The 26,412-nt window shown below is 66.9% G+C and carries 2 protein-coding genes and 1 pseudogene; all 3 read right to left on the bottom strand.

The genetic code is table 11. The annotated features are described in order from the left end of the window. Positions 1-122 precede the first annotated feature (122 nt). A pseudogene (locus tag LKE06_RS10685) lies at positions 123-12,530 on the bottom strand (amino acid adenylation domain-containing protein); the annotation flags it as partial. Between the two features lie 300 nt (positions 12,531-12,830). After that, positions 12,831-20,222, bottom strand: a complete 7,392-nt coding sequence (locus LKE06_RS10680; protein ID WP_227998433.1) for a non-ribosomal peptide synthetase — start codon at positions 20,220-20,222, stop codon at positions 12,831-12,833. 329 nt (positions 20,223-20,551) lie between these two features. Further along, on the bottom strand, positions 20,552-26,374 hold the full coding sequence (locus LKE06_RS10675) for a non-ribosomal peptide synthetase (protein ID WP_372477321.1): 5,823 nt from the start codon (positions 26,372-26,374) through the stop codon (positions 20,552-20,554). Positions 26,375-26,412: the final 38 nt, after the last annotated feature.

The following is a 26,412-nucleotide window of genomic DNA, read 5'->3' as shown; positions in this document are numbered from 1 at the left end:
CCCTACGGTTTATGTTGTCGCGACGACAGCGGGCATCGTTACCACAACGTTGCACCATCATGCCTGAGCTGGCCGAAATCGATTATCTCGACCCGCTGTGATTCGTGCTCGGTGCCGCCGGATCAGCCACCGACCAACCGCTGGCCGTGCTCGGCGAGGCCACCGAGCGCGCGGATCCAGTGCTCGGCGAAGGTCTTGACCTCGTCGCCGCCGAACACATCCGAGGCGTAGTCGAAGCGGACCAGCATGCCTTCGGGGGTCGCGTCGGCCATCACCTCCAAGAGCAGGTCGCCGACTGGTGCGTCGGTGTGCACCTTGGCCGGGCGCAAATCTCGATAGCGCAGCGCGAACCGGCCCTTGGGCAGCGCCCGCAGCCGGCTCGCGGTATCGCGGTTGAGGTAGCGCAGCACGCCATAGCCGACGCCACGCGCGGGCGCCGCCCGGCGCAGTTCCCTGATCTGCTCGATCGCGATGCCCGCGGCGGGTCCGCCGACCAGGGCATCCGCGATATCCACACCGTCGAGACGCAATGGCAGCGGAAAGTCGGTGGTGAACCCGCCGACGATGGCGTCGGTCGTGATGAGCGATCTGGCATCGGCGGCCAGCCGGACCACCGGGCCGATAGTGCGGGTGACGGTTTCCCCTGCGGCGGTAATCAGGGTGAGAGCCGCCGCGGTGAGCAAGACCTCGTCGATGCCGGCCTCATGGGCCGCCGCCGCGGCGGCGACCGCCGCGGTGCCCTCGGTGGTGATGGTGAGCGAAACCCGGCGCCTGGCACGCGGATTCGTTCCGCCCGCGACATTGAGGGTGGCGGGGACGGTGCTCAAAATGTCCTGCCACCACATGATTTCGTCGAAGGCGGCCGAACCCTCGGTCCGCCGCGACAGCGCGCTCAGCAGAGCTCGCAGCCCCGATTCCGGCACGGCGGCGGTTGCGTGCCTACCGCGCGACCAGGCCACGGCCAGCTTGTCGATGATGGTGCGCCAGGAACTGTCGTCGACGACCAGGCCATTGGCCACCACGATCAGCGTTGCGGCCGCCCGTCCGGTGACGAGCACGAACCGGATATTGCGGCCTCGCGCGGGATCGAGTTCGGTGGCCACCTCGCGCACGACATCATCAAACGGAATCGCGGTCTCGGCGCCCGCCCGATCCAGCCGCAGGAACGCCTCGTCGAAACGTTCTTCGGCGGCCGGGACCTCGAATATCGGTGTGCCCGTGACGGAATCGCCCTGACGCAGCCGTACCCACAGCATGGGGTGCTGTTCGAGCACGGTATCGACGGCGGACTGTACGGCATCGGGTGTGGTGCCTGCCGGAACATCGATCACGATCGCCCGCACCTCGACACCGATGTCCAGCAGTCGCCCGGCATTCGGAATCAGTGGGAGCACACCGGATATGTCATCGACATCGCGCGTGGTCACGAGCACCGCTTCCCGAAGTGCCGCCGCTTGCCGGGCCGCCCTGGCTTCCCGCGCGGCTTCGGCTTGCTGGGCAGCTTCCATCTGCCGGGCAGCTTCCGCCTCCTCCGCCAGACGCGCGGCTTCCGCCTGTCGCGCAACCTCCGCCCGCCACTGGGCCTCATCGGCCAACCGCACGGCCTCTGCCGCCTCGGCCAACCGCGCCGCAGCCTCGGCTAGCCGCGCGTCTCGAGCTTCGTCAGCCAACCGTGCTGCCTCAGCCTCATCAGCCAACCGTGCTGCTTCGACCTCCGCGGCGACCTGGGCTTCCAGCCTTGCGACGATCTCGAACGCTGACCGCATCTTCGGCGATGTGATCTCGGCGGATGCGGGAGCGACCACCGGAGCCGCTGTCGATTCTTCGGCCGGGTCAGCCGGCGCCTCAGACATAACCGCAGCGTCCACGGCAGCAACCTTCTCCGACGCGGTCGCGAGGTCACCCAGCCCCGTGACCCGCGCGCCCAGCCCGACCGGGTCTTCGCGACCAGCGGCCATTTCGGACGATCCTCGAACATCCGACACCACTACACCTTCGGATCCCGCAGCTGTCTCATCCGGCGAATCCAACGTCACGCGCACGTCCGGCTCGACGACCGCTTCGGCCGCAGCGACTTCCCGCGCGGACACCGCCATCTCCGGAGCCACGACCTCGCCGGGTTCGGCGGCTATCTCTGGCCCTACCCGCACGGCAGCAGCGGCAGCCGTCCGCGCGGAAGCGCCGAGTTCCGGCTCAGCAGCCCCCGCCAGCGATTCCGACGTGCGGGACTCGTCCGACCCGACAGTCGACCCTGGCACCGATCTCGCACCCCGAACAACAGCCGACCTCGAGGCAACCTCGACATCCGACACCAACGAAACCTGATCCGCTACAGCCGATTCCGGCTCGAGCGCCAACACCGACGCAAGAGACTCCCCCGCCTCGAACGTAGCCGCGGCCCGCTCGGCAACAACCGCCGCCGAGGAGCTCTCGATATCCGAGTCCACCGCCCCCCGGGCGACTCCAAGCGTTTCCGACGTCAGGGTCGATTCCGGCGCGAAGTACTCTTCTGGCTCGATAGCCGGATCAGGCGCCGCTCCCTCAGCGGTGGTGGTCTTCGAGGAGGCATCCGACACCGGCGAACGCCGATGCACACCAGCCGATTCCGACGCAGAAACTCGCTCGGACGCGTGGCGCCCATCCGACTCGGGCACGGCGCCCCGGACGACACCCGCATCCGAGGAATTCTCGATCTTGGAACTCTCGATCTCCGACACGATCGGGCGTTGCGAATGTCCACGCGATCCTGGCTCGAGTAACCCGCCCGCCTCGACCGGCGTATCAGGCGCCGACACCGCGCCGTCAGTAGCAGTGGCCGCTATGGCGGTATCCGATGCAAGCGAACGTCGGTGGGCTCCAGGCGATTCCGACGCAGGCGCATTGCGTTCTTCGGACTCGCCTATCGGAATCCCATGCCGGGCGGCTGAGTTCGCGGAGGAACCTGCGGCGGTCGCTTCGGTCGGCGGGACCGGGTCTCGAGTGACAGCGGTTTCTGATGAAGCCTCTGTGTCCGAGACATCCGAACGTCGGTGGGCTCCATACGGTTCCAGTACGGGGTACGGCTCGGGTGCGATGGGCTCCCTTGGCCCGATCGCACGCTCATGCACCGCCCCTCGAGCGGCACCCGAGCAGGCCGCTGGGTCCGATGCCAACGAACTCGCGGGGGCGCCCAGCGAATCCGGTGCGACGGGCTCGTCTGGCTCCGTGGCATTCTCGGGCGTCGACATCGCGTCGTGGGCAACAGCGGATTCCGTTGAAGACTCCGTGTCCAGTGCTGTCGAACTATGTTGGGCTCCAGGCGATTGCGACGCGGGTGACTCGTGTGACTCGCTAGCCGCATCCGCTGGTATGGCGCGGGCGGCGGTTATCGTCGACGATGGCTCGATGCCCGACACCACTGAGCTTTGCGGGGTTTCCGGCGGTTGCGCAGTTGCGGGGAGTCGAGGTGGTGTTGGTTCGGCGGGGCGGTTGAGGAGGGTGGTGAGGCGGGGGCCGATGTCTGCCAGAGCTTCGGGAGACGTGAGTTGTTCGTGGGTCGCGGCTGTCGGGTGGGTGGTGACCGCGCCGGTCACGTAGGGCTGCCAGGCGGCGGGTTCGGATTCGTGGCCCGCGGCGGTGAAGTAGTCCATGGTGCCCCGGAAGATCTTGTGCTGGTGGGCGAGCGCGAGTTCTACGGAGTGGACCGCGGCGCCGTAGATCTGGCGCACGCGTTGGGGGGTGAGGACGGCGAGCTCGGATGGGATGGCGGCGTGCAGGGCCGCCAATGCGGCGTCGTCCAGATACCGGATGTCGTCGTCGCCGGCGAAAGCATCGACGCCGAATTGCGCGAAGGCGGCTCGGACCTCGGTACGGAAATCGGCGATATCGCCGTCGCTGCGGCCGTCGAGGAGCACGAGCAGCGCGACTTCGGCACCCTCGGTTTGCAGTTCGACCGCGATGGCGTGTGCGAGCGCGCCGCCGAGCGACCAGCCGAGCAGACTGTATGGCCCCTCCGGTTGTGCCGCGCGGATTTCCGCGACGTAGCGGCGAACCATCGAGTCGAATGAATCCGGCCAGTAGTCTGGCTCGGACAATGCGGGCGATTGCAACCCGAACAACGGACGATCGACGGGCATCGATGGCGCGAGACCGCTGTAGCACCAGGACAGTCCGGCCATCGGATGGATGCAGAACAAGGCCGCTGCGGCACCCGCCGACCGAATCGGCAGCAGCACGCCAAGAGCAGCGTTCGCATCATCGCGCGCCACGGCATCGGGTTCGGTGCCGCGAGGCTCGATGACATCGGACTCGGCCACCCCAGATTCCGCGATAACAGATTGCTCGACGCTGATTCGGCGGGCTAGGCCCGCGACGGTTGGGTCGGTGAAGAACCATTGCACACGTACCTGAGCGCCGGTCTCCGCACGCAGCAGGCCGACGGCGCGGGTAGCGACCAGTGAGCTGCCGCCGAGGGTGAAGAAGTCCTCGTCCGCACCGACTCGCTCGATACCGAGTACCTCGGTGAATACTCGCGCGACCAGCTCTTCCATTGGAGTCGCTGGCGCCAGGTATTGCTGTGACAGGCGTTCGGGCTCCGGCAATGCCGCGCGGTCGAGCTTGCCGACCGGGGTCAGCGGGAGCTCGTCGAGCACCACGATCGCCGCGGGCACCATGTGTGCGGGCAGTATGTCGCCCGCGAATTCGGTGAGCGCGGCCGGATCGACGACCCGCCCCGGCGTCGGCAGCACGTAGGCGGCCAGCATCGTCTCGCCGGTGGTGGTTTCGCGACCGATGGTGACCGCGAACTCGACGTCGTCGTAATCGGCAAGCACGGCGTCGATCTCGCCGAGTTCGATACGGAAGCCACGGATCTTCACCTGGAAGTCCGAGCGACCGATCCACTCCAGCTCCCAATCCTGTTCGCGCGCCGTATCATCGGTGTCCCGGTCGGGGTCGGCGCAGTACCAGCGCACCACATCGCCGGTCCGGTACATTCGCGCGCCGTCCCCGCCCCACGGGTCAGCGACGAAACGGTCCGCGGTCAGTCCGGCGCAGTTGTGATAGCCGCGCGCAAGCCCGGCACCGGCCAGGTACAACTCGCCTGCCACGCCAGGGGACACCGGGTTCAGCCGGGAATCCAGCACCAGCAGTGTCATGCCACGCACCGGCCTACCGATTGTGATGCGCCGCAGCGGATTCAGGTCACCATACGAGACCGCGACGGACGCCTCGGTCGGCCCATAGCCGTTGACATACCGGCGACCCGGCTGCCACTTGGCCATCAGGTCTGGCGTGGTCACATCGCCACCGACACAAAGAAATTCGAGATCCGACAGCCCGGCCGGGTCGACAGTGCCGAGCACGGCGGGTGTGAAAATCGCGTGCGTGACCCGCTCGGCGCGCAATAGTTCCGCGAGGTCGGTACCTCCGAGCACGGACGGGCCGGCGATCACCAGCGTCGCGCCAGTGCTGAAGGCGCACAACCATTCCAGCACCGACGGGTCGAAACTCGGCGAGCACAGATGCAGGAATCGGTGCTGCGCCCGCACCCCGAACAACTCGGTCGATTCCTCGACCAGCCCCGCCAGTCCGGCGTGGGTGACTGTGACGCCCTTGGGTATCCCCGTCGACCCTGAGGTGAAGATCATGTACGCCGGATGCTGTGCACGCAGCGGCGCCACCCGGTCACGATCGGTCACCGGTTGCGGCGAATAGTTGCCGAGTGCGGCCTCCACGGCGGGATTGTCGAGCACCAGCCACCCGCTGCCGGGCAGCTGCTCGACATACGCGCCGTCGGTAATACCCGCGACCGCACCCGAATCGGCCACCATGTGCCGTATCCGGTCCAATGGGTAATTCGGGTCGATCGGCACGTGCGCGCCACCGGCCTTGGCCACCGCCCAGACCATGGCGACCATCCGATAGCTGCGCGGGAAGGCCAGCGCGACAGTGTTTTCCGGGCCGATACCGCGTCCGATCAGCACGCGCGCCAGCCGCGAGGAGTATTCGTCGAGTTCCCGGTAGCTGATCGACCGGCCCGCGTCGCGAACGGCAACGGCATCTGGGTTGTCACCGACCGCGCGGGTCAACAGGTCGGGCAGCAACTCGGTCGTGGTGAGCTGATCGCGGTGACCGCGGGTGAGCAGCGTGTATTCGGCCGGGTCGAGCAGTGGAAGGTCACCGACGGGAGTGCCGGGGCGCGTGGCGATAGCGGCAAGCAGCCGAGCGAATCGGCGGGCGAATACCCGCACCGTGGCATCGTCGAAAAGATCACGGGCGAAGGTGAATTCGCCGCGCATGCCAATATCGTCGGTGGATTCGCCCGCCGCCCAGATGGTCAACGACAGGTCGTATGGCGCGATCGTGTTGTCGAACTCGACGGTATCGACCCGTAACCCGGGCAGTTCGAAGCTGCGCTCGGGCAGGTTCAGCAACGAAAGCGCCACCTGGAACAGCGGGTGTCGCGCGGTCGAACGCCGCGGGTTGAGCATTTCGACGAGCCGCTCGAACGGCAGGTCCGCGTGCGCGAAGGCCCGCAGATCGGAATCCTTTGTGCGCGCGAGTAGTTCGGCGAAGGTGAGTTCGCCGGGCACCCGGGTACGCAGCACCAGGGTGTTGACGAACATGCCGATCAGGTCGTCGAGTTCGGCCTCGCCACGACCCGCCACCGCAGTGCCTATGGCTATGTCGTCGGTACCCGACATCCGGGCCAGCAATACCGCGAGCGCGGCATGCACGACCATGAACATGGTCGCCTGGTGGTCGCGTGCTACCTGCGCCAATCCGGCATAGACCTGCGCGTCGATCGCGAATTCGGTGCGCCCGCCCGCGAAGGAAGGCACGGCGGGGCGCGACCGGTCGGTGGGTAGGTCGAGCCGGTCGGGCAGACCGGCCAGTTCATTGCGCCAGTACCCGGCCTGCGCTGAAATGAGGCTGTCGGCTTCGGATTCGGTGCCGAGCCGCTCGCGCTGCCAGAGGGTGTAGTCCGCGTATTGCACGGGCAGCGGAGCCCACGCGGGGGCCACGTCGTCGAGGCGGGCGGTGTAGGCGAGCATTACGTCGCGCACCAGCGGTCCCATCGACCAGCCGTCGGCACCGACGTGGTGCGCGACGAAGACCAGGACGTGCTCGCGGTCGCCGAGCCGCAACAACTCGGTACGGAACGCGACTTCCTGACTCACATCGAATCCGGCGGACACGATCCGCTGAACCTGCTCGGCCACCGCGTCTTCCGCGATCGCCGTCGGTGCCAGATCGACGCGTACCTCGTGCGGCTCGAGTATCCGCTGTACCGGACCGTCGGTCGTCTGCGGGTAAATGGTCCGCAATACCTCATGCCGAGCGACCATGTCCTCGACGGCCCGCTGTAGCGCGGCGATATCCAGATCGCCGGACAGGCGGATGGCCACCGGAATGTTGTACGCGGCCGATGCGGTGTCGAACTGGTTGAGGAACCACATGCGAAGTTGTGCGGGCGAGAGCGGAATTCGATCGGGACGCGGCTGCGCGGTCGGGGCCGTGTGTCCGCCCGAGCCGGCGTTCCGCTCGATCTCGGCGGCCAATCCCGTCACCGTCGGGGCCTCGAACAGCGCGCGAACCTGCACCCGGGTGGACAGTGCCGCACCTATCCGCGCCGCGACCCTGCTTGCCAGCAGCGAGTTGCCGCCCATGGCGAAGAAATCGTCGTCAGCGCCGACCAGCTCGACGTTGAGTACGTCGGCGAATACCGACGCCACGATTTCCTCGATCGGGGTCGATGGCCGACGGAACGCCTGCGTTTCGAACTCCGGCTCCGGCAACGCTTTCCGGTCGAGCTTGCCGTTGACGGTCAGCGGCAATCGGTCCAGCACAACGAACGCGCCGGGCACCATATAGGACGGCAGCACGGCCGAAAGCGCGGACTTCACCGCGACCACATCTACGCCGGTCCCGGACTCGACCGGGACCAGGTAGGCGACCAGACGGTCACCGAGACGCGGATCGCTCTGGGCGAGCACCGCCGCCGAGGTGACGGCGGGCTGCCGCAGGATCGCGGATTCGATCTCGCCGAGCTCGATACGGAAACCACGAATCTTCACCTGGAAATCGGTACGACCCCGATACTCCAACTCACCCAAGCCATTCCACGCCACCACATCACCCGTGCGATACATCCGCACACCCGACCCGAACGGACACGCAACAAACCGATCCGCCGACAAATCCGCACGACCGAAATACCCACGCGCCAACTGCGCACCCGCAAGATACAACTCACCCGACACACCCACCGGAACCGGACGCAACCGCGAATCCAACACGTACACACGACTATTCCACTCCGGCACACCGATCGGCACCGACACCACATCAGCGGCGGTAACACGATGACTGGTGATCGAAACCGCAGCCTCGGTCGGACCATAAAGATTGAACAACTCGACACGCGGATACGCCTCCCGCATCCGCTGAGCCACACCAGCAGGCAGTGCCTCACCAATAGCCAGCACCCGCCACAACGAATCAGGCAACCCATCACCGAGTAGCGCGTCCAGCATCGACGGCACCACATGCAAAGTGGTCACCCACTCATCAGCCATCAACTCATTCAGGTAAGCCGGATCACGATGCCCCTCCGGCGCCGCGATAACAAGCCGACCACCCGACACCGCCGCCGACCAAAACTCCCACACCGACAAATCGAACGTCGCCGCGGTCTTCAACAACACCGCGTCACCAGCGTTGAGACCGAACTCCGCGGTCTTCCACTGCAACTGGTTGACAATCGCGCCGTGCGAGACCGCGACACCCTTCGGTTGACCAGTCGAACCCGAAGTGAAAATCACATACGCGGTATTCGCCGCGCTCAACACACCATTACGCTCACCCGCCGACACCGGCACGCTCGAACAAGCCGACAAATCCAACTCATCGATCACCACAGTGTCGAACCCCGCCGCGCTGAATCCGTCACGACCTGTGGTCAACACACACACCGGTGCCGCAGTATCGAGAATGTATTCGACACGATCGGCAGGTTGATCCGGGTCGATCGGCACATACGCCGCACCCGACTTCGCGACCGCGTACATAGCGACCACAAGATCGATGGAACGCCGGATCGCCAACGCCACCCGATCCTCCGGCGCAACACCACGCTCGATCAGGAAACGCGCCAAACGATTCACCCGCGCATCAAGCTCACCATAAGTGAGCTCCACACGCTCACCGACAACCTCATCAGACAACAACGCCGCAGCCTTCGGCGCCGCCGCAACCGTCGCATCAAACATCGACACCAACGTCGCCGCCGAATCAACCTCATACGCCGTGTCATTCCACGCACCGAGAATCCGGGCACTCTCCTGCGGCGCGAGCAAATCGATCTCGCTGACCGGCACGGCGGCGTCGGCGATCACCGCGTCGAGCACCCGCACGAACCGATCGACGAATCCGCGCACCGTCGACTCATCGAACAAGTCAGTGGCGTAACCGAATTCGGCGACGATCTCCGCGGGCATGCCGTCATCGGCGTATCGGTCGTTCAGGGAAAGGTGCAGATCCGTTTTAGCCAGCCGCGTATCGAATTCCACCCCGGCGATCGAGAGGCCGGGCAGCTCGAAGGTGGTCTCGGCCAGGTTCAGGAATGAAAGGCCCACCTGGAACAGCGGATTGCGGGCCGTGGAACGCGCCGGGTTGAGCGCCTCGACGATCCGCTCGAACGGCACATCGGCGTTGGCGAACGCCTCCAGATCCCGCTCCCGCACCTCGCGGAGCAGGTCCGAGAATCGTTGCCCGGCGGCAACCTTCGTGCGGAACACCAGGGTGTTGACGAACATGCCGATCAGGTCATCGAGTTCACGTTCGCCACGACCCGCGATCGGGGTGCCGACCGCGATGTCCTCGGTCCCCGACATCCGGGCCAACAGCACCGCCAGCGCCGCGTGCACGACCATGAACAGCGAGGCGTGCTCGGCGCGCGCCAGCTGTTGTAGCCGTGCGTGCCGGTCGGCGGAGATCTCGAAGCGAATCGACTTGCCCCGGAAGGACTGTGTGTGCGGACGGTGCCGATCAGTCGGCAGTTCCAGCTGGTCCGGCAATCCGGCGAGGGTGGCCTGCCAGTACGCGATCTGCTGGGCGGCAAGCGATTGCGGGTCGTTCTCGTCGCCGAGCACCGCACGCTCCCACAGCGCGTAATCGGCGTACTGCACCGACAGCGGAACCCAGTTCGGCGCCTGCCCGGCCACGCGCGCGGCGTAAGCGGTCATGAGATCGCGCGCCAATGGCGCCATCGACGCGCCGTCCGCGGCGACGTGGTGCACGACGAACGCCACCACGTGCTCGTCGGGAGCGAGCCGAAGCAGTGCGTTGGCGATCGGAACCTCGATGGTCACGTCGAAGGTCCTCAGCGCGAAGGCGATGAGCTCCGATACGAGATCGGCTTCGTCCAGGTCGAGGACCCGCAGGTCGAACGGTGCCGGCGGTACCGGGTGGATCAGCTGGCGCGGGCGACCATCGATGCTCGGATAGGTGGTGCGCAGCACCTCGTGGCGGGCGAGCACATCCCCGATCGCCGCACCGAGTGCCGCCACATCCAGCGCACCCGACAACCGAACCGCGAACGGAATGTTATCGACCGCCGAGGCGGTCGTATCGAACTGATTGAGGAACCAATACCGTTGCTGGGCAAGCGAGAGCGGTAGCCATTCGGGACGCTCGCCCGCGACCAGCGGCGGCCTCGCACGCCCGGAACCCGCCTTGTGTTCGACGACCACCGCCAGCGCACCGACCGTCGGCGCCTCGAAAAGATCACGCACCGCGAGCCCGGTCTCCAGTGCGGCATCCAACCGCGCGGTCACCTGGGTAGCGAGCAGGGAATTCCCGCCGAGGGCGAAGAAATCGTCGTCCAGGCCGATTCGAGCTACGCCGAGCACATCGCCGAAGGTGCCCGCGACGATCTCCTCGACGGGCGTCGATGGCGCGCGAAACGCCTTCGCCGCCAACACGGGTGCGGGTAACGCCGCCCGGTCCAGCTTGCCGGTCGGCGTCAATGGGACCGCGTCGAGCGCGACGATGGCCGAGGGCACCATGTGAGCAGGCAGGCTCTGCTCGGCCAGCTCGGTCAATGCCGCGATATCCACCGGCATTCCGTTCGCGGCATGCACGTAGGACGCCACGACCGTCGCGCCACTGTCGAGCTCATGGCCGATGGAGACCGCGATGTCGACACCCGGGTGCGCGGCGAGCACCGCGTCGATCTCGCCGAGCTCGATGCGGAAACCACGAATCTTCAGCTGAGAATCATTGCGACCCAGGTATTCCAGCTCACCCGATTCCGTCCGGCGCACGAGGTCACCGGTGCGGTAGAGCCTGGGGTGGTCCGGATCGAACGGATTCGCGACGAAGCGGGCGGCGGTGAGCGCGGGTTGCTCGTGGTAGCCGCGCGCCAGTTGGTCGCCGGACACGTACAACTCACCGGCCACCCGATCGGGCACCGGCAGCAACCGATCGTTGAGCACATACGCGGTTAGCCCTCGAATCGGCGCGCCGATCGTCACCGGTACGCCGGGCTCCAACGGCGCGCTGATATTGGTCGCGATGGTGGCCTCGGTGGGGCCGTAGGCATTGAAGAATCCGCGCATCCGGCCATCGGCGATCGGCGAAACCCAGCGGCGCACCAGCTCCTGCGGGCAGACATCACCGCCGACAATCACCACCGCGAGCTCGTCGAGCTCGATCGGCTCCACCGACGCCAGCGCGGCCGGGGTCACGAAAGCGTGTGTCACTGCCTCCCTGCGCAATACGGTGGCCAGTTCCGCGCCGCCGTACACCGTCGGCGCGACCACAACCATCGTCGCCGCGCCGCCCAGTGCGAGCAGCATCTCCAGCACGGAAGCGTCGAAGGACGGCGACGCGAAATGCAAGGTGCGCGAGGCGCGGGTCACGCCGTAACGCGCCCGCTGTTCGTCGCAGAAACGCGCGAGCCCCGCGTGGGTGACGACAACGCCCTTCGGCTTGCCGGTCGATCCGGAGGTGTAGATGACGTAGGCAGGGTGCTCGGCATACAAATGCCGCACCCGATCGAGGTAGCTGATCGGCTCCGCCGAGTATTCCTCCAGCAGTTGCGCGCTGTCGGCGGTGTCCATGACCAACCATTCGGTCGCGCCCGGCAGGTTGTCGCCTGCCGCGGCGATGGTCAGGCCGACGCCGACGCCCGAATCGGCGATCATGTGCGCGACTCGGTCGGCCGGATAATTCGGATCCACCGGAACGAATCCGGCACCGGTCTTCGCGACCGCCCAGACCGCGAGCACCGAGTGCACCGACCGCGGTATGGCCACCGCGACCAGATCGTCCGGACCGATACCGCGCTCGATCAGCAACCGTGCCACCCGGTTGGATCGCTCATCGAGTTCGGCGTAACTCAGCGCGAGCAACCGGGTGGTCGCGTCGGCGAATACGACTGCGGCACCCGCGGGATTCGCCTCGACGGCTGCGGCGATCAATTGCGGCAATGTGGTGGTTCGCGCCCTACGAATCCTGGTCGGGCGCTGCCGCGCGGTGCGCGTCACGCGAGCACCGCTGCCCGCACCTCGTGCCAACCTTGCCCGACCACGCGAAACATGAGCAGCTCACCCTACCTATTGACCCTGACGTGCTCCCCCTTCCAGCGCCTACCTGAGCATCGTGGGGGTGCCCGGCAATCGTTACCGGTAGCGCACCCGGCGTGAACTCTCGACGAACACGACACCGCTGGAACGGGGACCGCCTACATTATGGGGTCGCGTACCGAAATTGCGACTGCCGAATGCGGGCATCGGATGAACTTCCCTCCGATGCCCGCGCCGACACCGCGAAGACCAAGCAACCGGCTAGTGCAGTAGATCGGGTAGGGCAAGCACCTCGATGGTGGTATCGGCGGGCATGGCGGCACCGTCGTCCAGCAGGACCACCAGCAGGTCAGCCGGGTCAGTGAGATCAGTCGCGGCGAGACCGGCGGCGTCGGTGAACAGGTGGGTGACCCATTCCCCGGCCAGCATCGACGGCAACGCGGCGTCTCCGGTACCGGGCGCGACCACCACCGAGGCGCCGGTCGCACCGGCGACCACCACTTCGAGCAGCGCGGCCAGCGCATCCGGGCGGCCGTAGCGGAAGGTCCGGGATTCGAAGGTGATTCGGGCACCGGTCATCAGACGATCGGCCGCGGCCGCCAATTCGTCGTAGGTCAGGGTGCTGCCGGTCGTGCCGAGGACCAGCGCCGGGTCATCGCCGCGCAGGATTCGGGTCCGGGTCGTATAGGTCACCGGTTTCGGTGACTGCAGGCCGATTTCGGCGGCTATGGCGGGATCGTCCAGCACCAGCCATTCGATGCCGGCCGTCGGCGCAGTGCGGGCGAGCTCGCTCGCGGCGCCGATGCCGACCTTGATGGCCGGTTCGCGCGGCACCGCCGAGTCGGTCGCTGGTACCGAGACCAGTGCGGCACCCGACTTCAGTACCGCCCAAACAGTGGTCACCGCATCGATACCGCGATCGAGCCGCACTGCGACACCGGTACCGGGTCCGCAGCCGTGCCCGATCAGCACCCGCGCCAGCCGCGAGGAGCGAGCGTCGAGTTCCTGATAGGACACCTCGGTCTCGCCGGACACCACCGCGGGTCCGGTGGGGTCGGTTTCCACCGCGACCGCGAATAGTTGGGGGAGCGCGATCCGCGCGGTCGACGCCCCGGTGCTCGCCTCGACTTTCGCGGGCAACGCGACGTGCACCCTATCGCGTTCCTCGGTGTCGAGAATGTCGATATCCCCCACCGCGATCCGCGGATCCGCGGCGACGGCCGCGAGGATGCGCTCGAAACGACGCCCGAATCCCTGGATGGTCGCCTCGTCGAAAATGTCTGTCGCATAGGTGAATACCGCGACGATCTCCCCAAGTGATCCATCGGCGCCGTGACGCGGTTCGACGATCACCTGCAAATCGAACTTCGCGGTGACCGTGCCACCGTCGAGCCTGGTCACCGACAGCCCGGGCAGCTCCAGGGTCGGCGGCTCGGCGTCCTCGAAGGACAACGCCACCTGGAATAAGGGATGGTGTGCGGCATCGCGCGCGACGACCGTCTCCTCCACCACCCGCTCGAAGGGAATGTCCGCGTTGGCGAATGCCGAAAGGTCGGTCTCCCTGACTCGATCGACCAGCTCGGCGAAGCCGGTCGCGGAGCTCACGGCGGTACGCAGGGTGAGCGAGTTGACGAACATGCCGACCAGATCGTCGAGCGCACGTTCGCCGCGTCCCGCGAACGGGGTACCGACCGCGATATCCGAGCTGCCCGACAACCGGGCGAGCAAGGCGGCCAGCGCCGCGTGCACGACCATGAACAATGTCGCATGATGTTCTCGCGCAATACGAACCAGACCCTCGTGCACCTCGGCGGGCACGCTGATCCAGGTCGACGCGCCCAGCATCGAAGGCGTGTGCGGCCGTGGCCGATCCAGCGGAAGTTCCAGCGGCCCTGCGGATCCAGCTAGCTGCTCGCGCCAAAACGTCAACTGTCTTGCCGCGATGGAATTCTCGTCGTCCTCGGAACCGGTCACCTTGCGCTGCCAGATCGCGAAATCCGAGTACTGCACTTCCAGCGGCAGCCAGGACGGCGAATTCCCCTGGATCCGAGCGAGATACGCGGTCACCAGGTCGCGTGAGAGTGGGGCCATCGAGGCCCCGTCGGCGGCGATATGGTGCACAACCAGCACAAGCAGATGCACCTGCGCGGCGTCGGGGCGGCGCATCGCCGCGGTGACATCCAGCAGCAGCGCGCGGATCGGAACCTGTGCTGTCACATCGAATCCGGTGGACATCATGTCGGTCAGCCGCGCGACCGGTTCGGCGGTGGTCTCGACCGCCAGGCCGCCGGGCAGCACTTCCTCGGCAGACAGGATCTCGTGATAGGGCAGCCCGCCAGGGCCATCGGTCGGATAGCGGGTGCGCAGCGATTCGTGCCGCTCCAGGACATCGGCGATGGCGTAGCGCAGCGCGGAGACGTCCAGCGCGCCGGTGAGCCGGATCGCCATCGGAATGTTGTAGGCGAGCGAGTCCGGGTCGAGGCGGTTGAGCACCCACATCCGCTGCTGGGCCAGCGACAGCGGCACCCGCTCGGGCCGGTTCATCCGTCGCAACGGCGGGCGCGCACTTGCCCCGGCCGCCGCACCCGGAAGGACTCGGGCCGCGAGCGCGCCGACAGTGCTGGCCTCGAACAACTCTCGCACCACGACATTCGAGTGCAAGGCTTCGTTGATGCGGGCAATGGCCTTGGTCGCGAGCAGCGAATTGCCGCCGAGGGCGAAGAAATCGTCGTCCAGGCCGACCTCGGCGACGTCGAGCAGGTCGGTGAACACGTCCGCGACGGCCTGTTCGATCGGCGATCCCGGCACACGGTAGGTCGTGTCGCTGACGAATTCCGGTGCGGGCAGCGCTTTTCGGTCGAGTTTGCCGTTGGCGGTGAGCGGTAGCGCGTCCAGGATAACGATCGCATCGGGAACCATGTACCCGGCCAGGAATTCGGCGATCCGGGCGCGCAGCTCGATCGGGTCGAGTTGTGTCGCGGCGTCATCGGCCGGCACGACATATCCGATGAGCCGGTCGCCGGCGTGTTCGCCGGAGCGGACCACCACCGCCGCCTGGCTGACCCCGGTGCCACGCAGTAGCACGGATTCGATCTCACCGAGTTCGATGCGGAAGCCACGCAACTGGACCTGCCGGTCGCCGCGTCCCGCGTACTCGAGGCTTGCCGCGCCGCCGAATCCGACCCATCGGCCGATATCGCCGCTGCGGTACATCCGGGATCCCGGCGCACCGAACGGGTTCGCCACGAATCGGGTCGCGGTGAGCCCGGGCCTGCCGAGGTAGCCACGGGTGAGTTGGGCACCGGCGACATTGATTTCCCCGACCACCCCGACCGGTGCCGGATGTAGCCGAGTGTCGAGCACATAGGCGTCGAGACCGGGCAGAGCGCGACCGATCACGCTGGCCGGATTGTCGATCAGGTGCTCGTCGAGCGACAGGAACGACACGTGCACCGTGGTTTCGGTGATGCCGTACATGTTCACCAGCCACGGCGCATTCGTCGCGTGCCGCTCGTACCACGGTCGCAGCCTGCGCAGATCCAATGCCTCGCCGCCGAACACCACATATCGCAGCGCCAGTGCGCCCCGATCCGTGCCGTGCGTCGCGCGATCGGTCTCGGCGAGTTGATAGAACGCCGAGGGCGTCTGATTGAGCACGGTTACCCGTTCTCGAATCAGCAACTTGCGCAATAGTTCCGGCGAACGAGAGGTGAGGTGATCGACCATGACCACGGTGCCGCCGTTGGCCAGCGCGCACCACAGCTCCCAGACCGAGAAGTCGAACGCGACAGAATGGAACAGCGTCCACACATCGGACTCATCGAATTCGAAAAGCAGCTGGGTATTGGCGAACAACTCCAGCACATTGCGATGCGCGACGCCGACGCCCTTCGGCGTGCCGGTCGAACCCGAGGTGTAGATGACGTAGGCCAGGTTGTCGGGACGCAGTGGGGTGACCCGGTGGACATCGGTGACACGGTCGTCGGCGAAGTTTCCGACCTCCTCCAGCAGCACGACCGGAATTTCACCGGAGGGCACCGCGCCTCGCTCACCGGAGGTGCTCAGCACACAGACCGGATCCGCGTCCGCGAGCATGAACTCCAGTCGTCGCGCCGGATAGGAGGTGTCGATGGGCAGGTAGGCCGCGCCGGTCGTCAGCACGGCGAGCAGGGCCACCGGCAGATCCTCGGTCCGCGCGACGGCGACGGCCACCAGCGATTCCGGTCCGGCACCGCGCGCGATCAGAGCCCGCGCCACCCGGTTGGCTCGGCGCTGTAACGCACCGAAGGTGAGCGAGATATCGCCGAACCGCACGGCGACGGCGTCGGGCCGCTGCCTGACCTGGGTCGCGATGAGGTCGACCAGCGTCACCTCGGGAACCGGGACGCCCGGGGTATTCCATTCGCGCAGCACCAGTTCGCGCTCCCCCGGCACGAACACGTCGATATCGCCGGTCGCCGTGGCGGAATCGGCGCCGACTGCGGCCAGGATCCGGCGGAACCGGTCCGCGAAATCCTGCACGGTGGCCGCGTCGAAAAGGTCGGTCGCGTAAGTGAACACGGCCGAAATACCGTGCGCGGCACCATCGGCGCCGAGGTCCTCGACCACTTCCAGTTGCAGGTCGAACTTCGCGAGCGGGATCGTCATATCCATGCCCGATGCGGTGAGGCCGGGCAATTCCAGCTCGGGCCTCGCGAGGTTCTGGAAGATCAGCATCACCTGGAACAATGGATGGTGCGCCGTGGAACGGGCCGGATCGAGCAGTTCGACCAACCGCTCGAACGGCACGTCGGCGTGGCCGAAGGCATTTATGTCGATCCGGCGCACCTCGCGCAGCAACTGATCGAAGCTGCGGGCGGGGTCGATGTCGGTGCGCAACACCAGGGTATTGACGAACATGCCGATCAGGTCGTCGAGCGCGGCCTCGCCACGGCCCGCGACCGGGGTACCGATCGCGATATCCCTGGTGCCCGACAGGCGCGCCAGCAGCACCGCGAGTGCGGCGTGCACCACCATGAACAGCGTCGAATTGTGTTGTCGCGCAATGTCACGCAGGCAACGGTGCAATTCGGCGTCGATATCGAAAGCGATGGTGTCGCCATCGTGGCCCGCGACAACCGGGCGCGGCCGGTCTACTGGGAGATCCAATTGTCCGGGGAGAGCAGCCAATTCGTCGCGCCAAAAGGCGATCTGCGCGGTGAGCGTCGAATCGGCGTCGTCCTCGCCGCCGAGTGTCTCGCGCTGCCAGAGGGTGTAGTCGACGTACTGCACCGTCAGCGGCGACCATTGCGGCCGCCCGCCCTCGGACCTGCTCGCGTACGCCGACATCAGGTCCCTGGTCAGCGGGGCCATCGAGAAGCCGTCGCCGGCGATGTGGTGGACGACGCAGACCAGCACATGCTCGAATTCGCCTGCCTGCAACAGCAGTAGCCGCACCGGCGGCGCCGCCGTCACATCGAAACCGCCGACCATGGCCGCGGTGACGAAGTGCGGTAGATCGACCTCGGCCACCGCCCGCGTCGTGAGTTCCGGGACGGCCCGAGGATCATCGACGGGCAGCACCACCTGGAAGCCCTCACCGTCGGAGTCGGGATAGATGGTGCGCAGCGACTCGTGCCGCTGCACCACATCACGCACCGCCGCGCGCAGCGCGTCGACATCGAGGCGCCCCGCCAGCCGCACCACGACGGGAATGTTGTCGACCGGAGAGGATGGGTCGAAGCGGTTGCGGAACCACATTCGTTGCTGCGCGTACGACAGCGGAATACGTTCGGGACGTGGACGCGTGCCGAGTGCCGGACCCGCGGCCGTATCCGCCAGCCGCGTCACCCGCGCGGCCAGTGCCGACACCGTGGCTGCCTCGAACAGCAATTGCACCGGCACGCGGGTGTCGAGTGCGTTGCCGATACGGGCCGCGGCCTGCGCGGCGAGCAGCGAATTGCCGCCGAGTTCGAAGAAATCGTCATCGGTACCGACGCCGTCCACGGTATCGGGAGCCAGCAGCAGCGTCGCGAAAACGTCGGCGACGACCTGTTCGACGCGGGTGGCCGGGGCGCGAAACCGCTTGGCGACGAACACGGGGTCGGGCAGGGCCGCACGATCGAGCTTGCCCACCGGGGTCAGCGGAATCTCATCGAGCACGATGACGGTGGCGGGAACCATGTACGCGGGCAACGATTTTCCGGCGAATGCGGTGAGCTCGGCGGGGTCGACGGTATGCCCGGCATGCGGCAGCACATAGGAGACCAGCGTCATCGCCCCCGACGGCAGCGTTCTCCCCAGCGTCGCGGCGAAATCAATAGCGGTGTGCGCAGTGAGCGCGCTATCGATCTCACCGAGTTCGACCCGCAACCCGCGAATCTTCACCTGGAAATCGGAGCGGCCCAAATATTCGAAGACGCCATCGGATTCGCGCCGCCGCACCAGGTCGCCGGTGCGGTACAGCCGGGCACCCGGATGCCCGGTGTCCGCACCGAACGGACTGGCGACGAACCGCTCCGCGCTCAGGCCGGGTCGGCGCAAATAGCCCTGTGCCAGCGCCGCACCGGATACATACAGCTCGCCGACCACTCCCGCGGGCACCGGCCGCAGACGCGAATCCAGCACAAACGCGCCGACACCGGTGATCGCCGCACCGATCGTCACTGGTTCGTCCGAACGTATCGGCCCGGCAGTGGTGACCATGACCGTGGCCTCGGTCGGGCCGTAGGCATTGAACACGGCACGATCATCGGTGGCCCAGCGCGTAACGAGTTCGGGGCTGGACCGGTCGCCGCCGAGCACGATGGCCCGCAACTCATCCAGATCCGCGGTCTCGACCGACTCCAGCGCCCCCGGGGTGATCAACAGATGGGTGATCCGTTCACGGCGCACCAGATCGGCCAACTCCGCGCCGCCGAACACCTGCGGCGGCACGATCACCAGCGTGGCGCCCGTGGAGAACGCGAACAGCATCTCCATCACCGAGAAATCGAAGCTCGGTGAACTCAGGTGCGTCAGTCGGGATTCGCCTGTTATGCCATACCGCTCGCATTGCGTGGCGACCATGCCGAACAGGCCGGTGTGGGTGACCACGACGCCCTTGGGCAGCCCGGTCGAACCCGAGGTGTAGATGACATAGGCGGGATGCGAATCGAGCAACGGCCGGACGCGATCGGTGTAGGAAATCGGGTGGCCGGGCCGGACGGCGAAGCGGTCGGCGACCACCGGATCGTCGAGTTCGATCCAGTAGACCGAGGTTCCGAGGCCGGGTCGATGTGCCCGGGCGGTCAGACCGAAAAGGGCTTTGGAGTCGGACAGGATATGCGCGATGCGGTCGGTCGGATAGGCCGGATCGACCGGCACGTAGGCGGCGCCGGTCTTCGCGACGGCCCACACCGCGAGCACCGATTCGACCGATCGGGTGATCGCGATGGCGATCAGATCGCCGGGTCCGGCACCGCGATCGATCAATTCGCGCGCGAGTCGCGAGGACGCCTCGTCCAGCTCCCGGTAGGTCAGCTCGCGCCGATCGGCCGGATCACCGGTCGGATCGGACCGGATCGCCACCGAATCCGCGGCGGACTCGACCGCGGCCGTCAGCAGTTGCCCGAGAAGCGGTGCCCCGGACCGACGTCGTCGGCTACTACGACCAGCACGTCGAGCAGTATCCATTCGAGTGCATTCACCTCTCGCGTCAAGCTGGCCCGCGCGGCCGAACTATCTCCAAACCCCGCCCCGAGGACGTTATCCAGGGCCGATACCCGGGTAACGCCGACGAGTGTAGACGTGTGGTCGCGATCGCCAGTGTTCGCTCCACACATCGGTTCGAGGCTGTTCGGTTGTTGCAAAACCGCTCCCGCGGCTTCTGTCACGTTCATCGAGTGTGTGCACGTGGTGTACGCCCCGGTAGGTTTGATTCTCCCTCAGCGGCGAGCCCGGTGCGCCACAACGACGGACATTGTGACTTATCAATGGTTCAGACTCGATCGTCCATGTCCGAGCTAGCCGGCCGATCGGTGCGAGACCGAATTCAGCACGGAGCCGATCTGGGTCAGCGCGGCATCGGTGGTCATTCGCCAGTGTGTGGTCCGCACCGGATAGTTGTGCACAGCACCCGATACCGCGTCGCTCCATGTCCTGGCACCGGCGCTGCCGGTCGGATCATCGTGGGCCGCGGTGAAGTACACGACATCGCCGACGAACGGCTTGGCACGGTATTCACCGATGAATGACGCCGAGCGAATGCCGGACTCCAGCACCCGCGCGATCCGCTCGGCGCCGAACGACGCGAACGGCTCGGGCAACTCCGCCAGTCGTTGCGCGAGTTGGGTCACCTCGACATCCGCGCCAAGACTGAGATCGGTCGCCTGGCCGCCGAGCAATCCGCCGAGCAGTTCGGCGATCGGCACGGCCGCAGCCTGGCCCGTCGTCGCGACCAACTGGCTGTCCATCATCGCGAGCAGAGCGACCTGCTGGCCCTCGCTCTGCAACTGCACCGCCATGGCGTGCGCGAGCACACCGCCCAGCGACCAGCCGAGCAGGTGATACGGCCCCTCCGGCTGCACCGCGCGGACCTCCTTGACGTAGCGGCGCGCCCAGTCCTCGATCGAATCCGGCAGCGCCTCATCGGAACCGAGCACCGGCGATTGCAGTCCGTAGATCGGCCGGTCCTGGTCGAGGTGGGCGGCAAGACCGGCGAACGACCAGGCGATGCCGCCGATCGGATGGATACAGAACAGCGGCTCGGCCGTACCGGATCGTCGCAATGGCAGCATCACATCGAACGCGGCGCCCGCATCTAGCCTGCCTACTCCGCGTGCCTCCAACTGGGCGAGCAGTTCCGCCGGGGTGGGTCCGGTGAACAACAGCATAACCGGAACCTGTTGGGCCAGTGCCGAACCCAGTCGCGCGGCCAGCTTTGTCGCGATCAGCGAGTTGCCACCGAGCGCGAAGAAGTTGTCGTCCAAGCCGATTCGTTCGATACCGAGCACCTCACCGAACGCCTGACAAACCAGTGTTTCCCACTCGGTGACCGGCGCCCGATAGACACCCGCCGTCGACTCGGGCTCCGGCAACGCCTTTCGGTCCAGCTTGCCGTTCGCATTCAGCGGCAACGCCTCCAGGACCACGAACGCGTCGGGGACCATGTAGGACGGCAGCGCGGTGCTCAGCGCGGCCTTGACCTCGGCCACCTCGACACCGGCCTCGCGATCGGCGGGTACCAGGTAGGCCACCAGACGATCTCCGGTCTTGGTGTCGGACTTCGCGATTACGGCGGACCCGGCGAGTACGGGCAGCGCCGCGAGCGCGGCCTCGATCTCGCCGAGCTCGATTCGGAAGCCACGGACCTTCACCTGGAAGTCGGTGCGGCCCTGATACTCCAGCTCACCGGCGGCGTTCCAGGCCGCGAGGTCGCCGGTGCGATACATCCGGCTGCCGGAGCCGAAGGGGTTGGCCACGAACCGGTCCGCGCTCAGATCCGGTCGGCCGAAGTAGCCGCGCGCAAGTTGCGCACCCGCGAGGTACAGCTCGCCGGACACTCCTGCCGGAACCGGGCGCAGCCGCGCATCCAGCACATAGACCTGGCTGTTCCACTCGGGCAGCCCGATCGGCACCGACACGGTATCGGCGTCGGTCACCCGATGGCTGGTGATCGACACCGCCGCCTCGGTCGGACCATAGAGATTGAACAGTTCCTTCACCGGATAGGTGCGCAGGAAGCGTTGCGCGAGCGCGCCGGGCAGCGCCTCGCCGATCGCGAGCACCCGCCGCAGTGTGAAGGGCAGACGGCCGGTCAGCAGCGCGTCGAGCATCGAAGGCACCACATGCAGGGTGGTGATCGATTCGCGCGCCATCAGGTCATTCAGGTAAGCCGGGTCGCGATGCCCGTCCGGGGTGGCGACCACCAGCCTGCCGCCGCAGACCACCGCAGACCAGAATTCCCATACCGAAAGGTCGAAGGTCGCCGCCGTCTTCAGCAGCACCCCGTCGCCGGGCCCGAGACCGAATTCGGTTGCCTTCCAGAGCAACTGGTTCGCGATCGCGCCGTGCGGGACGGCGACCCCCTTGGGTCGTCCGGTCGAACCGGAGGTGAAGATCACGTACGCGGTGTGCGCGGGGCACAGTGGCGCTACCCGGTCGGCGTCGGTGATCGGCGCGGCGTCGACATCTGCCGGATCGAGCTCGTCGACCCGAACCACCACGGCGGCATCGGATTCGAATCCGGTGTCGGCGTCGGTCAGCACACACACCGGGCGCGCGGTTTCGAGAATGTAAGCGGCCCGCTCGGCGGGCTGATCCGGATCCAGCGGCACATACGCGCCCCCCGCCCTGGCCACCGCGTACATCGCGATCACCAGATCCACCGAACGCCGCAGCGCGAGCACTACCCGCTGCTCAGGGCCCACCCCAAGCGAAATCAGATGCCGGGCAAGGCGATTCACCCTGGCATCGAGATCGCCATAGGTCAATGGATAGCCGTCGGGCCCGACCAGCGCGATGGCGCCCGGCGTCGCGGTGACAGTCGCGTCCAGAATCGACACCAGAGTCGCGTTCGGGTCAACCCTGTGCACGGTGGCATTGCGACGGTTCACCAACTCGCTTCGCTCATCGACGTCGAGCAATTCGATGTCACCGACGGCCAGCCGCGGGGTGGCGATGACGGCCGCGAGCAGTCGCTGGAACCGCTCCACGAAGCCGAGCACGGTCGCCTCGTCGAACAGGTCGGTCGCGTAGGTAACAGCGCCGCCCATCCCGGCCGGCGCGCCTGCCACGTCATAGGTGTCGGTGATGATCCAGTGCAGGTCGAATTGCGATACCGCGGTATCGAAATCGACGCCCGATACCGTCAGGCCGGGTAGCTCCAGAGTGGCCTGCGCCAGATTCTGGAAGGAAAGCCCGATCTGGAACAGCGGGTGCCGAGCGGTGGAACGCACCGGGTTGAGCACCTCCACCAGACGCTCGAACGGCACGTCGGCGTGCGCGAACGCCTGGATCGCCGTCTCGCGCTGGCGACCGAGCACATCGGTGAACGCGGCCCCCGTATCCACCTGGGTGCGGAAGACCAGGGTATTGACGAACATGCCGATCAAATCGTCGAGGACCGCCTCACCGCGACCGGCCATCGGCGTGCCGATGGCAATGTCCTCGGTACCCGACAACCGCGAAAGCAGTACCGCTAGTGCGGCATTCACGACCATGAACAGCGTCGCGCCATGCTCGCGCCCCAATTCGACCAGGGCACGGTGAGTTTCGGCGTCGATGCGCACGTCGACCGTGGCGCCCGCGAACGACTGCATCGCCGGGCGCGGCCGATCCGCAGGCAGCTCCAATTGGTCGGGCAGACCCGCCAGCGCCGAGGTCCAGTAGTCGACCTGCTCGGCCGCCAACGACTTCGGATCGTCTTCGCTGCCGAGCAACTCCCGCTGCCAGATGCTGTAGTCCGCGTACTGCACCGGCAGTGGCGCCCATCCGGGGTCGGCACCGGCCGTTCGCGCCGCATAGGCGGTCATCAGGTCACGAGTCAACGGCCCCATCGACGTTCCGTCACCGGCGATGTGGTGCACCACCATGGCGAGCACGTATTCGCTCGGTGTCCCCTCGGCTTCGACCGCGAACAGAGCGATCCGAACCGGCACCTCCGCGGTGACATCGAAAGTGGTCGACATCAATTCCAGCACCGCGGCCTGGAGCTGCTCGGGCCCGACGGTCCGCACCACGGGGTCCACGATCCCCTGTTCCGGCGGCAGGATCAGCTGTACCGGACCATCGCCGGTCTGCGGGTAGACGGTGCGCAACACCTCGTGGCGTGTGACAAGATCCGCGATCGCGCCACGTAGCGCGTCCACATCCAACGCGCCGGACAACCGCACCGCGATGGGGATGTTGTAGGCCGCCGACGCCGAGTCGAACCGATTGAGGAACCACATTCGCTGCTGCGCGAGCGACAGCGGAACACGCTGCGGCCGCGGACCGGCGACCAGCGCCTTGCGCCCGCCGCCCGCGTGCTGCTCGACAGCGGCGGCCAGTCCCGCGACCGTCGAGGTCTCGAACAGCAATCGCGCGGGCAGCCGCGTGTCCAGCGCCGCGCCCAGGCGCGCCATCAGCTGGGTGGCGATCAGCGAGTTGCCGCCGAGTTCGAAGAAGTCATCCTCCGCACCGACGGCGGCATCCAGGGCGAGCACGGCGGCGAAGGTGTCGGCGACCAGGATCTCCAACCGCCCCAATGGTGCGCGAAACGTCTTGGTACGCAACTGCGGAGCGGGCAGTGCGCGCCGATCCAGTTTGCCCACCGGAGTCAACGGAATCTCGTCGAGCACCATGATGGTGGTCGGCACCATGTGCGCGGGCAGACTGCGTTCGGCCAGCATCGTCAGCTCGGCCGGATCGGCGGACCCCCCATTCGCCGCGTGCACGTACGACACAAGAATCGTCGCGCCGCTGTCGAGTTCGTGACCGATAGTGGCCGCGAAGTCGACGCTCTCGGCTCCGGCGAGCACCGCGTCGATCTCGCCGAGTTCGATACGGAACCCGCGAATCTTCACCTGGAAGTCATTGCGTCCCAGGTATTCCAGCTCCTGGTTCGCGGTCCAGCGCACCAGGTCACCGGTGCGGTAGAGCCGGGCACCCGGCGCACCGAACGGATCGGCTACGAACCGGGCGGCGGTCAGTCCCGGCCGGTCGTGATACCCGCGGGCCAGCTGCGCACCGGATATATACAGTTCACCGACAACCCGGTCCGGCACCGGCGCCAACCGCTCGTCGAGCACGTGTTCGGTAATCGCGCGGATCGCGCCCCCGATCGTCACCGGCTCCCCCGGCACCATCGGCGCGGAGATATTGGTCATGATCGTGGTCTCGGTCGGCCCGTACCCATCGAAGAACTGCCTGGTGCCACCGGAAATCGGAATCACCCAGCGCCGCACCAGCTCCGGTGGGCAAGCCTCGCCACCAGCCACCACGACCCGCAGGTCGTCGAGGCCATCGGGGTCGAGGGAGGCGAGTGCCGCGGGCGTGATGAACGCGTGTGTCACCCGCTGCGCGCGCAGCAGGGCGGCCAGCTCTGCGCCGCCATACACCGTCGGCGACACCACCACCATCGCCGCCGAACCACCCAGCGCCAGTAACAGTTCCAGCACCGACGCGTCGAAGGACGGTGAGGCGAAATGCAGCGTCCGAGCGGACGTGGTCACGCCATAACGTTCGCGCTGCTCGTCGCAGAAGCTCGAAAGCCCGGCCTGGGTGACGACAACGCCCTTCGGCATGCCCGTCGAGCCGGAGGTGTAGATCGCGTAAGCCGGGTGCTCGGCGCGCAGCTGGCGCACCCGATCCGCGTTCGTCACCGGATCGGCCGGATAGGCCGCCAGCCGGCTCTCGAGTTCCGCGCTGTCGATCTCCAGCCAGTCGAGGAGATCCGGTAGTTCGCCGCGCACCGGCGCGACCGTCAAGCCGAGCACCGCACGGGAATCCGACACCATATGCGCGACCCGGTCGGCCGGATAATTCGGATCGACGGGAACGAACCCGGCGCCGCTCTTGGCGACCGCCCACACCGCTACCACCGACTCCACCGATCGCGGTATGCCGACCGCCACCAGGTCCTCGGGGCCGATCCCACGCTCGATCAGCAATCGCGCCAGCCGGGTGGAGCGGTCGTCGAGCTCGGCGTAGGTCAGCTCGGCGAGTGTCGTCGTGGCGTCGGCGAAGGCGATCGCGACGCCTGCCGGATCGGCCTCCACCGCGGTGGCCATCAGCTGCGGCAGGGTGGTGACGCGAGCGCGCCTGGTTCTGGTCGGGCGTACGCGCGCCGGGCGAGTCATGCGCACATCACCGCTAGAGCACGGCCGTACCGTGCCGCTCGCTC

The sequence above is a fragment of the Nocardia australiensis genome (genome assembly GCF_020733705.1).
Lineage (GTDB): Bacteria > Actinomycetota > Actinomycetes > Mycobacteriales > Mycobacteriaceae > Nocardia > Nocardia australiensis.
This window is presented reverse-complemented; position numbering and strand designations above follow the sequence as displayed.

Excerpts from the sequence above, each read along its gene's own strand:
- LKE06_RS10680 (WP_227998433.1), bottom strand. The coding sequence starts at position 20,222 with ATGGATACTGCTCGACGTGCTGGTCGTAGTAGCCGACGACGTCGGTCC.